Source organism: Arthrobacter sp. SO3 (assembly GCF_020532825.1).
GTDB lineage: Bacteria > Actinomycetota > Actinomycetes > Actinomycetales > Micrococcaceae > Arthrobacter.
The window spans coordinates 17,209-31,125 of record NZ_MQTS01000102.1 but is presented as its reverse complement, the minus strand read 5'-3'; the positions used below and the strand labels follow the sequence as shown (position 1 = coordinate 31,125).

The following is a 13,917-nucleotide window of genomic DNA, read 5'->3' as shown; positions in this document are numbered from 1 at the left end:
AATCGCGGGACTGCTCTTCTTCCTGTATTCCCCCCGCCTGCGGCCCGGGTTCAAGGGGCCGGTGGTTTTTGCCGGCGGGGTGATGCTCGTGAGCATGGTCATTGCCGCAGGGCAGCACGTGGCCTTCAAGTCCTCGCCGCTGCCCGACTATCGGATGCCGGATACCCCGGGCAGTTACTCCCGCCAGCTCCCCGAAGCAAAGGGCGGCACGTTCATTGTGGGCGATCCCACGAGGCTGGGACCGGAGATCTGGAACGAGACGCTGGCAGCGAACGCCTGGTATTTGAATTCCGCCGAAGTCCAGAACCTCTATTCGCCCATCATGTTCGCCAAATATGCCGAGGATCTGTGTATCTCAAGCCACGGCTGGACCTGTGCAGCGGCCGCCGGGAAGCTCTTCGAGACGGACGCAACGACCGGCAAGGTCCTAGCCGATCTGCTGTCCATCGACACGGTCCAGATCCTTCGCGATCCGGACCCCGGGTCCGGCGGCGTCTTTAGCGGTCCCCCTCCGAACGGCTGGCACGAGACCGGCAGGTCCGCGGACTCGGTCGTGTGGGTCCGGGATCAACCCCGGCTGAACACCGGCCAGCTTGTCTGGGCGTCAGAGGGAACAGCCCTTTCGCTGGTCTCGGAAAGCAACCAGGAGGTTGTGATCCGTGTGGACCGGATGGGCGACGCGCCGGGAAAGGCCGTGCTCAGCCGGCTGGCGTGGCCGGGATACAACGCCAAGGGAGCAGCTGTCTCGGCGCCGCTCCGCGGCTACCTTCTCGAACTGGACATCCCCGCCGGCTCGGCGGGAAAAACCGTCACCGTGCATTTCGAACCGCCCGGATGGCCGGTGGTCGTCGGCTCCATCATTCTGGCGGTCGGGGTTACGGCGGTCTGGAGTGTCGCAGAACTGGTCCTGCACCGCCGGCGGAGGCGCGGCACGCGGACAGGATCCGCAGAAGTAGCCGTTCCCGCAGCAGAGGCAGTTCCCACAGAACGAGCAACCAGCTAGGCAGCTGCCTCCGCACGGCGGAAGACTGCTGCGGCGAGGGCACGTCGGGTCAACGGCCTTCGGATGAAAGCACTTCCACCGAACCAACGCGGGGTCACTTCGCGCCCATTCCGAGGGCTCGGATGGGCGCGAGGTGACCCCGCGTTGGTTCCCGAAGTGCTTTGGCCTGACGCGTTGCGGGCCGGCGCGGCCCGGACGGGCTCCTTAGACTGTGCTCTGCACGGCGTGCTGATGCCCCATCCGGCGGTTCAGCCGGACGTAAGCGAGGCGTCGGGCATAGGACATGGCGATGGCCTTGGCGTTTCCGACCACCACATCGCGCCGGCTGAGCAGCGACGGATCGTCTTTTCGGAGCTGGTTGTGGAAGGCAATGGCCTGGTCGGACTGCTGGCGGGCCAGCCGCACGCTCCACTGGCTTGCACTGATCCGGAAGGATGCCAGGGTCTCCCGCAGCGCCACGAAGTCACCGTGGCGGCAGATGCGCACCAGGGTCGCTTCGTCGATGAGATAGGGGTGCGAGTTGTCCCACCAGCCCTCCTTGGCCAGCAGCTCGCGCCTGAACAGCGAGCAGGCAGGCTCGCCAAAGATGTTGGATCCGGCGAGGACGGTGGCACGAATGGCCTGGCGTCCGCTGACGCGGCCATCCACGCCCTGCAGCCCGCGGCCCTTCAAGAACAGCCCGCCGTTGGCGTCGACGAGATCGCGGCGGGACGAAACCATCACGGCACCCGGGTTGTCTTCGAGCGCTTTGACCTGGAGCTCGAGCGCGTTGGGGGTGATCAGGTCGTCGCCGCAGACCAGCTTGAGGTACTCCCCGGTGGCCGCCTGGCTGACGCGATTCCAGTTGGCCTGCGCACCGCCTCCGGTCGGCGTAGGCGTCAGTACACGGACTTTGGGGTTGTCCGCGAAACGGGCAATCACTTCATCCGTGCCATCGATCGAGGAGTGGTCGGCAATGACCACCTCGTAATCATCGAAAGTCTGAGTCAACACAGACTGGAGGGTCTCTTCGATGTACTGGACATTGTTGTACGCCGGAACGACGATCGAGACTTTGGGGCTCATGTTGTGCTTTCCTCGGTGGCTTTTTTGGGGGACACGGATTCAGGGCTCCGGCGGAAGGAGAAATACTTGTGGCCGAAGTAGTTGATGATGACCGTCACGCAGGTGATGGCGAGTTGGGACGGAATCTGGGGATACCCGAGTACCTCGTGGGCTACCAGCAGCAGCGCCATGTTCGTGAAGAACATCGTCAGGTTGACCAGGGTGAACCGGCCCAGGTCCAGCCAGAAGTGGCCTTTGACCCGGAAGACAAGCTTCCGGTAGACGAAGAACACTGCGATAAGGGACACGACGAAGGCGATACTCAGCACCACTGGCGAGGGCAGCCCCGGGTTAAGCCACGCAATCGCTATGAAGAGGCCAGTGCTGAATGCTGTGTTGGCGCCGCCGACCAGCACAAAGGCCACGCGTTGGTCCTTGACGATCCGCAGCAGGGGACCGGGGGGACCATTGTGGATACCCTTGACAGCATCCTCGGGAACAGCCTCCTCGGGCGTTTCGGGCTGCTTCATGGGACGCACCTATTCCTTGAACTCTTGGGGCCGAAAACCGGCAAATACACACCCTAGACTACCGAAGAGCGGCAACGCCGTCACAACGGGCCGCTCCGGCCGGGCGTGCGGGAGCTGTTTCGGGCAGGGTCAGAGTTGACCCGAGAGGGCCAGTCGCTGGACCTCTTGAACCGTGTTGTTGATCCCCACCGCAAGCGGCGTCACCGGGTGCGCGTCGAGCTCCGGCCAGACGACGGATTTCAGGCGAAGGTCGTGCGCCTGGGCCTTCGCGAACGGGGAGGCGCCCAGAATGATCAGCGGGCGGCGCTTGAAGATTGCACGGCAGGCGCCGATGAGGTTGCCGATGGTGTCGGCCCGCTGCGAGGCCAGAATCTTGACGACTGTCTCGCCCGGATGGACGTCGGGGCGCACCAGGCGGTCCAGCCCGTCCGCGACCAGCCGGCTCGCGTCGTCGACGAAAAGATAGTCCCGCAGGGTGTCCAGCGACACGTAGACCGATACCGGCGCGCCCGTGAGGTGCGCCTTGGCGAACACCGAGATAAGTCCCTGCGGCTTCCGCAGATTCTGGCCCGGGCCGTACAGGTTGCTGACCCTGCCAACGAGGGTCCGGACCCCGGTACGCCGTGCGAAGTCGGCGACCGTTGCTTCGGCCCGGAGTTTGGCGAAGCCGTAGGGTGCCAGCGGCTGCACCGGGCTGTGCTCGGTGAACGGTGGCGTGCTGGACCCGGCATACACCCCGCCGGCGGAGGACGCCAGGAACATTGCACCGTTCTGCCCGCCGGCGTCACAGAGTATTTCTTCGAACACTTCAAGGGCCCGGGCGAACAGGGAGAGCTCCGCTTCGAGGGCCTCGGGCGAGGTTCCGGTGACACCTGCTCCTGCGCACCAGGCAATCGTCCACGGCCCTGAAGCAGCAGCTTCACGGAGACGTTCGGCACCCGCCCGGAACTCATCGAGGGCAGACTCCGGATCGGACCAGGGGATCGTGCTGGTCAGCACAGCGACACCGCGGGATCGGAGTTCTCTGACGACGGCCTTGCCGAGGAGTCCGCCGGCGCCGATCACCCAAGTGGGCCTAGCCTGCATCAGCCACCGGGCCGGAGGGCAACGTGGCCGGCGCCTTGTGCACGGTTTTGCCGAGCGGGCCCAACGCCGGATCGCTCACAATCAGGTACGCGGGCTTCCCCATGGCCATATTGACGTTCACGCCCACATATTCCGCGATGACCCCCAGGGCAAAAAGGATGGCCCCGGTGCTGACAAGCAATACCACCATGGTCGACGTCCAGCCCTGTTGTCCGGCTCCGTGGCCGGTCAGGTACGCGATCACGAAGTAGATGGCGAGTCCGATGCCCGCCAGCGCGAAGACGGCTCCGACCAGACTGACCATGCGAAGCCCACGTGTGCCGCTGGAGATCACCATGCGCCAGAAATGAGAGAGCAGCGAGCGCAGGCGGTAACCCGAGCGGCGGTCGCCCTCCTCGCGCAGCATCACCGGGCAGGTCGCCGTCTTATCGGCAATCCAGCCCATGGCGACGTCGAGGTAGACACCGTGGCCGGCATAGGCGGCCACCGAGCGTGCGACCTCGCCGGTCACCAGGCGGAAGCTCTGGTAGCTCGTGGCATCGTCGCTGGAGAGCAGGAAACGAACCGTGCGCTTGGCACTCTTGGACGCCATGTTCCGGAGGAAACCATGCGGGGCAGGGTTGCTGGGCATCGCATACGTGACGGAAGCGTTCTCGGCCATGGCGGTGTCGAGCAGATCTGCGATGGCCGCGGGATCATGCTGGCCGTCCTCATCCATGGTGACAACCCAGTCGCCGCCGGCGGAGGCCATTCCGGCCAGGGTGGCAGCATGCTGTCCGAAGTTCCGGCTCAGCCAGACGCCGCGGACGATGTCAACGGAACTCGTGAGGGACCGGATAACGGCGGCGGAATTGTCGGGCCCGTGATCGAAGACCAGCAGGACTTCCGAGATCACGTAATCGTGGCCGCCCTTGGTGGTTGACACTTCCCGATACGGGAGAAGTTCATTGACCACTCCGACCAGCGTCTTCTCGCCCTGGTATACGGGGATGACCACGGATATGCGATGGGGCGTCGAGTTGGTCTCTGGTTGAGCGAGTGTCATATCAGGAGATTCTACCGGCTCCTGTCATCACCGGCGTCGCAGGGTCCCTCCGGCCGTGCCGGTCCGCTCGGTGCCGGTCCGCGCCGTGCCGGGGCCGTCGTTTGGAGCCCGGGAAAGTCCACTCGGGTAATATGAACCTGTCCCTCGCGCGCCGTCCTGCGGTGGACGCATGCCCAAACTGAACGGATCGTGAATTGCAGCCTTCCCCATCGTCCTTGTCGCGCAACAGGAAATGGCTATTGCTGACCGCCGGATCAGTGTTGGTGCTGAGCCTCATTCCGCTCATATTCTACGGCCGCTTCTATTTCCAGGACGACACCGAAAACGGCGCTTACGGGGTCTGGTACCACCTTGGTGAAAGCCTTTTCCAGGGGAAAGTTCCGGTCCTCAACCCGGCAGTCTGGTCGAGCGGAAATTACATTGCTGAGGGACAATGGGGCACCTGGAACCCGTTGGTCATGCTTTTCGGCGTCCTGGCGTACATCAGCCCGAATACGGTGGTCCTGACCACTGTCCTGAAGGTCATCATGCTGGTGGTGGCCGGCATGGGGACCTTCGTCCTGGCCCGGAGCTATTCGCTGTCCCCGGAGTGGGCCTTCATCGCCGGTATTGCCGTGCCGCTGAACGGTTTCACGATGTACTTCGATGCACCCTCGTGGGTGACTGGGGCGCTCGTGTGGGCCATCTTCCCCTTTTTCTGGGCCGAACTGCGGCAACTGATGGCCGGGAAGAGGAACCCGTTCTGGGCCTTCATCACCGGGTACCTCATCGTCACCGTGGGCTATGTGGCCGGCACCGTGGCGATCGGATTCGTTTTGCTGGCCGTTGGGGTTGAGACGCTGATCCGCAAGGCGTGGCGCCCGGCCATCCGCATCGCGGTGACCGGTGTTTCGATGGGACTCGTGGCGGTCGTTGTGTTCCTGCCCGGCGTGCTGACCGCGGCGGTGACGACGCGTGGAACCACCGGCATTTCGAACGACGATTACATGAGCATCGATTTCAACAGCCTGCTGATGGCACCGATCGCCACCGCGTATCCCCAACTGCTCTCGTGGTGGTGGCCCGGGACGGGTGCCACCAGTCCCGCGGCGTACATCGCGTGGTTCCTGCCGGCGATCGCTTTCGTGAGCTGGAGCCGTTTCAAGAAGCTGACCCCCGAGCTGCGCGACCTCTTCTTCTTCCTGGCCGCCGCCGTCGCCTTCGTCCTGCTGCCGACGACGATCGGGCCCCTTCGGTATCCCGCGCGGTTCATGCCGTATGTGGCAACCGGGGCGGTGCTCCTGGTGATCGTGGCACTTGCCCGCGCACGGCGGCCGCATATCGGACGCCCTTCGCTGTTTTTCGCCCTCGGCCTCGTAGGGCTCGGATCGTACCTCGGCTGGGCGCAGGTCCCCTCGCGTTATTTCACGATTTTTGCTGCGGCCGTCCTCGTCGGGGCAGCGCTCACGGCCCTGTGGTGGCTCCTGAACCATCCTGAAGCGCAATCGCACCGCTGGAACAAATTCGGCCTGAGCGCACTGTCGCTGATCGCCATCGGGGTGATGCTGGCCACGACCGCCACCACCCTGCTGCAGCACCGGACGTCCGCCAAGAGCGGGCTCTCCATCGCCAACCAGCCGGCAGATGTCTCCACTTATAAGGGTGTACTCAAGGGTGTCCAGAACGATGTCCTGGTTGTCGGCGACGCCCTGGACTACCCGCAGGAGAAGGCGACGTGGGAGCAAACCCTCATGGCCAACGCCTGGTACCTGAGCGACGCCAGCGTGATGAACCGCTACCAGCTGGTGGGTTTCTCGAAGTTCAACGAACTCCTGTGCCTGCGCTATTTGGGCGGCACCTGCCCGGAGCTGGCGGAGCGGCTCTTCCACCGCCGTGCGGAAACGGGGCTGATGCTCGTTGATGAGATGCACATCGACAATGTGCAGATCCTTAAGGAGTCGTTCAACCGGCCGCAGGTCGCCAAAGCGTCCAACAACTACGTGTCGCGGGACGAAGGACTGGAGATCCCCCCTGTTCCTGCCGGCTGGCACGTTGCCGCAGAGACCGATGGAACCGTGCTGTGGAGCCGGGACGTACCTCTTGGCCCGGCCGGCGGCGTGAGCTGGAGCCAGCCCGGCACGCGCGTGACCGAGGTCTCCAGGGACGACACCAAAATCGTGCTGAAGGTCGATGAAGTTCCGGCAGGGGGCGGCCGTGCTGCCCTCAGCCGGCTGCCCTGGCCGGGCTACAGCGTGGATGGGGCAGAATTGATGGAGCGTCCCGTGGGCGGGTACCTCCTCGGCCTGGAAATCCCGTCAGATGCCCAGGGCAAGCTCATCACCGTCAGCTTCGAGCCGCCCGGTTGGCGGATCGGCATTCCCGTCTGGGCTGGCGCCGTCGTAGGAATGCTGGGCTGGAGCCTGGTGGCCATGCGGCGTTCACGCCGGGATCCGTCAGGGAAGCCGGAAACAGTACATGAGGGGACAAAGTAGCAACATGACAGAAGTCGGGAGCAAAGTGCGTTTTCCAGCCGCGACCAAGGTCTTGGTGATCATGCCGGCGTGGAACGAGCGGGACTGCATTGGCAACACCGTCCGGGAGGTCATCGACCTCGGACGGAACTACGACGTTCTCGTCGTCGACGACGGTTCCGAAGACGGCACCCCGGAACTTGCCGAGGCCGCCGGTGCGCATGTCCTTCGGCTGCCCTTCAACCTCGGTGTCGGCGGCGCGATGCGGGCGGGGTTCAAGTACGCGCACCGGATGGGCTACGACGCCGTCGTACAGGTGGACGCGGACGGGCAGCACGACCCCAAGGACATCCCGTCGGTGATTGCCGGCCTGGAACATTCAGACATTTCGATCGGGGCCCGGTTCGCGGACAAAGGGCAGTACACCGTCAGCGGCCCCCGGAAATGGGCGATGCGCTTGCTCGCTGCCGTGATTTCACGGATCGCCGGCACGGAGTTGACGGACGTGACCTCAGGGTTCCGCGCCGGCAACGTCCGCGCGATTTCCCAGTACCTCAAGCATTATCCCGCCGAGTACCTGGGCGACACGATCGACTCGCTCGTAGTGGCGATCCGCTCAGGGTGCGTCGTTTCCCAGACCGGAGTCGAGATGCGGCCCCGTCAGGGCGGGCAGCCCAGCCACAACCCGGCGAAGTCGGCGATCTACCTGGTCCGGTCATTGCTGGCACTGCTGTTCGCAATGACCCGGGGCAAAGCCCGCACACCTCACGAAAGCGATATCTGACCGTGGAAAGCATTGCAGCCCTCATCTTCTCCTTGCTTGTCCTGGGCAGCGTCGTGTTCCTGCTGCGCGGCAAGGGCCTGCGGGAAAAGTACGCCTTTTTGTGGCTGCTGGTCGGCATCGCATGCCTGGTGCTTACGGCGATCCCCGGCATGCTGCGGGGGGTCACGGCCCTGCTCGGCGTGCAGGTGCCGTCCAACCTGCTCTTTGCCATGGGCATCATCTTCCTGACCGGCGTCGCCCTGCACCTCTCGTGGGAGGTGTCCGTCCTTGAAGAGGAAGCGCGCACCCTGTCCGAGGAAGCCGCCATTGGGCGCGTCCGGCTTGAAGAGCTCGAACGTAAGGTGGAGGCCCTGTCCTCGACCGCCGGCGATGCGGGCCGGAATGCGCCGGCCGCCCCGTCGGCTGCGGCAGAATGGCAGCCGGAGCGGCCCACTGATTGATCGCCAGGATTAGTCCGACTATCAGCCTCCCAGCAGCACGTCCGGATGGACGTGCGCGCCATGGTGCGGAGCGCATGGAGGAACTTAGTTGAAAACGCGATTTCCCACGCCTGTTGCCGATGCGGGCCGCAGCTTCCACCGCTGGGTTTGTGTCAATGACCGTCTGGCGCGCCTGATCACGGTGCTTGTCTTCCTGGCCCTCGTGCTGTTCGGCATCACGACGTCCAATGTTGGCATTTCAGAACTTCGGCAGGATCCCGCCAACCCGCTGGGCTGGCAGTTCGGCAAGTCCCGGCCGATCCGGTCCGATGAGATCCACGCCTTTTCGGCCATTGTCATCTCCATCCTGGCGACCCACGGCGCCCCGAGCCTCAGTCCGCTTGCCGCGCGGGCCGATCTGGTGCACCGGTTCCCGACCGACGGTTTCTTTGAGCAGTTCGTCTTTTTCGACTCGACCATGCTCCGTGCCGCCGCGGTCATTCCTGAGCAGATGCTCTTCGCCGCGCACTGGTGGCTCCCGTCGCTGATCCTGCTGCTGGCCATGCCGACCTGGTTCCACCAGCTCGGACGCTCCCGCCGCTTCGGTTGGTTCGCCGCGGTCCTGATTGTGCTGTCGCCTGCCAGCGCGTGGTGGTCGATGATGCCGGTGGCGCTGATCGCCTACACGCTCGGCGGCTGCGTGCTCATGATCGCCGCCTTCCAGCGCTTCGGAAAGGGGCAGCGGCTGGCCCCGGCCGGCATGGCGGTCCTCGGGGGCATCCTGATCGCGGGCCTGCCCAGCTTCTATGCCCCGTGGTCCCTGCTGCTCGGCCTCCCGGTCCTGATCGGCTCGACGCTGTGGATCCTGCTCCGCGGCGGCGGCTGGGCACCCCGGCTGAAATCAGTCCTCATCACCGGCGGCACTGCCGTGGTCTTTGGCGCTGGAACGCTGTTTGAGAACCGGGAAGGACTCCAGGCCCTGTTCAGCACGGTCTATCCGGGCTCGCGGCGGGTGGAATCGGATGCCCAGCCCCTGGGCCGCATTCTTGGGGCTCCGGCCCTGGGTCCGTTGCAGTACAGCGAACCGGTCGGCATCAATGCCAGCGAATTGTCATCCTCTTTCACCGTGTTCTTCGTGTGGATCCTCATTATCCTGCTGGCCGCACAATGGCGGCTTACCTTCCGGGACAACATCGTCGAATGGACGTTCGGAACGTGGTCCGCGATGTGGATCGTCTGGATCAGCATGGACCTTGGGCCCATGAGCCAGAAATTCCCGCTGCTGAACCTCGTCACGCCGCCGCGGGCAGCCCAGGTGGTAGGCGTGCTCGCGGTGATCCTCGTTGGCCTCCTGCTCAGCCGGTGGTCCCCGCCGGTGACGTGGCGCGTGCCGCTCCTGGCCGGCGCGGCCTGCGGCCTTGCCTCAGGGTACGCGGCGTCGTTGCTGAAGGCGTCGGATTTGCCGTCGCTGTCGACCATGCTCATTCTCCTGGTGTCGGCCGCGGTCGGCGTGGCGGTGGCTGCCGTCACGAAATACCCCCAGCGGCTGTGGCCCCTGGCGCTCTGCGTCGTCCTGGCAGCCCTGCCCGTGGCACGGGCGAACCCGGTGCTGGCCGGCCTGGGCGATCTGCGGGCCTCGGACAGCGCCAAGGCCGTGGCGGCCCAGGCGCCTGCGGCGAGGGCCGAGGGGAAGCTCTGGGCAGCTGACAGCCCGTCGCTGAACACCCTGTTGCTGGCCAACGGGATGCCGTCCCTCTCCGGACTCCAGCGGTCCGGCCCGGATGTGGCGGCGTGGCAGAAGCTGGATCCCACCTCGGAATTTGCCAACAAGTGGAACCGCGGGGGCGGCTACATCTTCTTCGCCTGGGCTCCGGGCCAGCCGACGACCTACGAGACAAACGACTTCGACGCCGTCGGGGTCGGCATCGATCCCTGCACACTCAAAGGCGCCTGGCAGAACCTCGACAAGATCATCTCCTCGCGGCCGCTCGAGGCAGCGTGCCTGACGTTGGATTCTGAACTCCAGTGGCAGGGAAAGCCCGCCTACGTCTACGCCGTCCGCTAAGGTCAGGCCTCAGGCCGTGAGGTCCGTCCGGCGCTCCACGCGGACAGCACGGCGCAGCAGCCACAGCGCCAGGACCAGCATCCCGGCGAAGCCGGCAAGGCACAGCAGCGTGCCGCCCGGGGGCTGCCAGGACGGGTCGGTGATCATCTCGAACCAGCGGCGGTCGACCGCCCATCCGGTCACATAGCGCCGCAGGGTGAGCGCGAAGGTCCAGAACTGGAAGACGGCAACGAGGATTGCCGTGGCATTGAGGATCGCCGCGGCCTGCGGCGAGAACCCGTGGGCATCCATCCGATCCAGCGCGAGGCCGCAGACCATCAGCAGCGGGACGAAGACGGCGAGGATGTACCGGCCCTGCCAGACGATTCCGATCGTCCGGACAGCCTCGGCCTGGAGCAGCGGCGGAAGCAGCAGCAAGGCGGCCAGCAGGAAGACCGCTGCGGTCCGCCCGCGGCCCCTGGCCAGCACGGCGGCGGCCATCACGAGCGCCGCGCCGAGCCCCAGCCAGAGCACAAACGCACCCATCGGCGCCGGTACCTCCAGCCAGCCAAACTGTCCGACGTATCCCGTGGCGTAGTCAAAAGTCCGGTCCAGCATGATCTCTGCTCCGGTGAATGGGGAGGAGCCTGCCGCTTCGAAGGGATTGCTGGAGAGGCTGTCATGCCGGGTAAGCCAGTAGAGCGCGAAGGCGCAGGACAATCCAATCGTGGCGGAGCCGGCCCACACCCAGGCGTTGCGGCTCAACGCCCTGATCTGCGGCCAGCTGCCAAGAATGCCTGCGGTGACGGCCATCAGCGCCAGCCAGAGCAGGGACAGGCCTTTGGTGTTCGCCAGGACGCAGGCCGCCGCTGTGATGACGGGGACTAAGCGCCGGTAGGCGCCCGGTTCAGCGGAACGCTCCAGCAGCAGCACCAGGTTGGCAAGCAGTGCGGCCGAGGTGGCGTACTCCAGGGAATTCGGGTTCACCGCCCCGTCGAGGAACAGCACCATCGGTGTCATCGCCGCGGCGATGGCGGCCACGGCCCATTTCCGGCGCCGCAGCCCGGAGAGCGCCGAAAAGGCAGAGGCGAGGAAAAGGCAGCTGAGCAGGGCGCTGACGAGCCGCATCCCGTACACGGCGGCGGCGCCGTTGTTCACGAGGGACGGCAGCCCAACAACGGCATAGTAGAGCGGGTTGTAGTTGCCGGCAGAGGTCCGGGCGTCCACCAGGGCACTCCGGTCGCCGCTGAACGGCGGGACGCAGGACGGCGTTGTGTCCTTCTTTTGGGCGAAGCAGCCGAATGTGTCGTAATAGCCGATGCCGGCCGGCACCGTAACAAGCTGGAACGCGCCACCGCCCGGCATTTCACGGCCGGTGAGCTCGCCGCGGACCACAGCGGCTGCCTTGATGACATGGGCGGGTTCGTCCGGCGCCCCCATCAGGGGGGTGGCGAAGGTCCAGGCGCTGGAAAGGCCCATGAGGATCAGGAAAGCCCACCAGAACGTCCGACGCCGGCCGGTACCGGTCGCAGGCTCAGAGTCGGCCGCGCTGTCAAGATCCTGTCGTCGACGCCCCGGCGCTTGGATCAACGACCGTTTTCCAGCAGCCCGAGGAGGTAGCTACCGTAGCCGCTCTTCATCAGCGGTTCGGCACGTTCGCGGAGCTCGTCGTCGCTGAGGAAGCCCAGGCGCCAGGAGATCTCTTCAGGGGCGCCGATCTTCAGTCCCTGGCGGTTCTCCGTCGTCCGGACGAAGTTGGACGCGTCATTGAGGTCGTTGAACGTTCCGGTGTCGAGCCAGGCGGTGCCGCGGGGGAGGATCTCGACGTGGAGCTTCTCGCGTTCGAGATAGGTCCGGTTGACGTCCGTGATCTCCAGCTCGCCGCGGGGTGACGGCTTGAGGTTCCGGGCGATCTCGACGACGTCGTTGTCGTAGAAGTAGAGGCCCGGCACGGCGTAGTGGCTCTTGGGCTTCGCCGGCTTCTCCTCAAGCGAGATGGCCTTGCCGCTGGCATCGAACTCGACCACACCGTACGACTTCGGGTCTGACACCCAATAGCCGAAGACGGCGCCGCCCTGGATGTTCTCGAAACGTCGCAGCTGCGTGCCCATTCCCGGTCCGTAGAAAATATTGTCACCGAGAACCAGCGCGACGGGCTCGCTGCCAATGTGTTCGGCTCCGAGCACGAACGCCTGGGCGAGGCCGTCGGGGGAGGGCTGCTGCTTGTACGTGAGGCTGATACCGAACTGCGAGCCGTCGCCCAGGAGGCGCTCGAACTGCTCGGCGTCGTGCGGAGTGGTGATGATCAGGATGTCCCGGATGCCGGCCAGGATTAGGGTGGAGAGCGGGTAGTAGATCATCGGCTTGTCGAAGACCGGCATCAGCTGCTTGCTGACGCCGAGTGTAATCGGATGGAGCCTTGAGCCGGTACCGCCGGCCAAAATGATTCCGCGCATACTGCCCATCTTTCCTGCTAACTCGTGCATCGGCCAAATCCGGTAACCTTTGAAACTATGCAGCGACTACTAGTAACCGGCGGCGCCGGCTTCATCGGCTCCAATTTTGTCCACTACGTCATGTCCACCACAGACAACTTCGTGACGGTCCTCGACAAGATCACGTACGCGGGCAACCTGGAGTCGCTCAAGGATCTTCCGGCCGACCGTTTCGCGTTCGTCAAGGGCGACATCTGCGACCAGCCGCTGGTGGATGAGCTGGTGGCCGCCCACGATGTGGTGGTGCATTACGCCGCGGAGTCGCATAATGACAACTCGCTGCAGGACCCGCGTCCGTTCCTGGACACCAACATCATCGGCACGTACACCCTGATCGAGGCGGCCCGGAAGCACAACAAGCGCTTCCACCACATCTCGACGGATGAGGTGTACGGGGACCTGGAACTGGATGATCCGGAGCGGTTCACCGAGAACACCCCGTACAACCCCTCGAGCCCGTATTCGTCCACCAAGGCCGGTTCGGACCTGTTGGTGCGGGCCTGGGTCCGGTCCTTCGGGCTGCAGGCGACGATCAGCAACTGCTCGAACAACTACGGCCCGTACCAGCACGTGGAAAAGTTCATTCCGCGCCAGATCACCAACGTGATCGACGGGATCCGCCCGAAGCTCTACGGCAAGGGCGAGAACGTCCGGGACTGGATCCACGCCAATGACCACTCCTCGGCCGTGCTGGCCATCATCGACAAGGGCCTGATCGGGGAAACCTACCTGATCGGCGCTGACGGGGAGAAGAACAACAAGGAAGTCGTGGAACTGATCCTGGCGCACATGGGCCAGCCGCGGGACGCGTACGATCACGTGATCGACCGGCCCGGCCACGACATGCGCTACGCGATCGACTCCACCAAGCTCCGCACCGAACTGGGCTGGAGCCCGCAGTTCTCGAACTTCGACGCCGGCATCGAGGACACCATTGCCTGGTACCGGGCCAACGAGGACTGGTGGCGGCCGCAGAAGGCCGCCACGGAAGCCAAGTACAAGGAGCAGGGCCAGTAG

The 13,917-nt window shown here is 65.0% G+C and carries 11 protein-coding genes and 1 pseudogene; 6 read left to right on the top strand and 6 right to left on the bottom strand.

Annotated elements, in window-relative coordinates:
* Positions 1-1,003: pseudogene (locus BJQ90_RS10430) on the top strand (hypothetical protein); the annotation flags it as partial.
* Positions 1,004-1,207: 204 nt separating this feature from the next.
* Here the strand turns inward: BJQ90_RS10430 and BJQ90_RS10425 are convergent.
* The 4 genes from BJQ90_RS10425 to BJQ90_RS10410 form a co-directional block, all read right to left on the bottom strand.
* Positions 1,208-2,068, bottom strand: coding sequence for a glycosyltransferase family 2 protein (locus BJQ90_RS10425; protein ID WP_226760220.1), 861 nt, complete (start codon positions 2,066-2,068; stop codon positions 1,208-1,210).
* The gene (locus BJQ90_RS10420) at positions 2,065-2,577 is read right to left on the bottom strand and encodes a GtrA family protein (protein WP_226760219.1); all 513 of its coding nucleotides are present in this window, start codon (positions 2,575-2,577) and stop codon (positions 2,065-2,067) included. Before BJQ90_RS10420 ends, BJQ90_RS10425 begins: the two co-directional genes overlap by 4 nt.
* Positions 2,578-2,706: 129 nt before the next feature.
* The gene (locus tag BJQ90_RS10415) at positions 2,707-3,642 is read right to left on the bottom strand and encodes an NAD-dependent epimerase/dehydratase family protein (RefSeq protein WP_226760218.1); all 936 of its coding nucleotides are present in this window, start codon (positions 3,640-3,642) and stop codon (positions 2,707-2,709) included.
* 10 nt (positions 3,643-3,652) lie between these two features.
* Positions 3,653-4,660 (bottom strand): glycosyltransferase, encoded by a 1,008-nt coding sequence (locus BJQ90_RS10410; protein WP_319004623.1) that lies wholly within the window; start codon positions 4,658-4,660, stop codon positions 3,653-3,655.
* Positions 4,661-4,947: 287 nt separating this feature from the next.
* Here BJQ90_RS10410 and BJQ90_RS10405 point away from each other — a divergent pair, with 287 nt between their 5' ends.
* The 4 genes from BJQ90_RS10405 (at position 4,948) to BJQ90_RS10390 (ending at position 10,426) form a co-directional block, all read left to right on the top strand.
* Positions 4,948-7,179, top strand: coding sequence for a hypothetical protein (locus BJQ90_RS10405; protein WP_226760216.1), 2,232 nt, complete (start codon positions 4,948-4,950; stop codon positions 7,177-7,179).
* A 4-nt stretch (positions 7,180-7,183) separates the two neighbouring features.
* A complete protein-coding gene (locus BJQ90_RS10400; RefSeq protein ID WP_226760215.1) occupies positions 7,184-7,942 on the top strand; it encodes a glycosyltransferase family 2 protein in 759 nt (252 codons plus the stop codon).
* Positions 7,943-7,944: 2 nt separating this feature from the next.
* Entirely contained in the window at positions 7,945-8,382 is a 438-nt protein-coding gene (locus BJQ90_RS10395; RefSeq protein WP_226760214.1) for a DUF2304 domain-containing protein, read from the top strand.
* 88 nt (positions 8,383-8,470) lie between these two features.
* Entirely contained in the window at positions 8,471-10,426 is a 1,956-nt protein-coding gene (locus BJQ90_RS10390; RefSeq protein ID WP_226760213.1) for a hypothetical protein, read from the top strand.
* Positions 10,427-10,435: 9 nt separating this feature from the next.
* Here the strand turns inward: BJQ90_RS10390 and BJQ90_RS10385 are convergent, their stop codons facing one another.
* Together BJQ90_RS10385 and rfbA are read right to left on the bottom strand one after the other, a co-directional pair.
* Positions 10,436-11,884 (bottom strand): DUF2142 domain-containing protein, encoded by a 1,449-nt coding sequence (locus BJQ90_RS10385; protein WP_226760212.1) that lies wholly within the window; start codon positions 11,882-11,884, stop codon positions 10,436-10,438.
* A 107-nt stretch (positions 11,885-11,991) separates the two neighbouring features.
* On the bottom strand, positions 11,992-12,861 hold the full coding sequence (rfbA, locus tag BJQ90_RS10380) for a glucose-1-phosphate thymidylyltransferase RfbA (protein ID WP_226760211.1): 870 nt from the start codon (positions 12,859-12,861) through the stop codon (positions 11,992-11,994).
* Between the two features lie 57 nt (positions 12,862-12,918).
* On the opposite strand from rfbA, the gene rfbB reads away from it, so the two are divergent.
* Positions 12,919-13,917: a dTDP-glucose 4,6-dehydratase gene (gene rfbB, locus BJQ90_RS10375; protein ID WP_226760210.1), complete on the top strand. Its 999-nt coding sequence runs from the start codon at positions 12,919-12,921 to the stop codon at positions 13,915-13,917.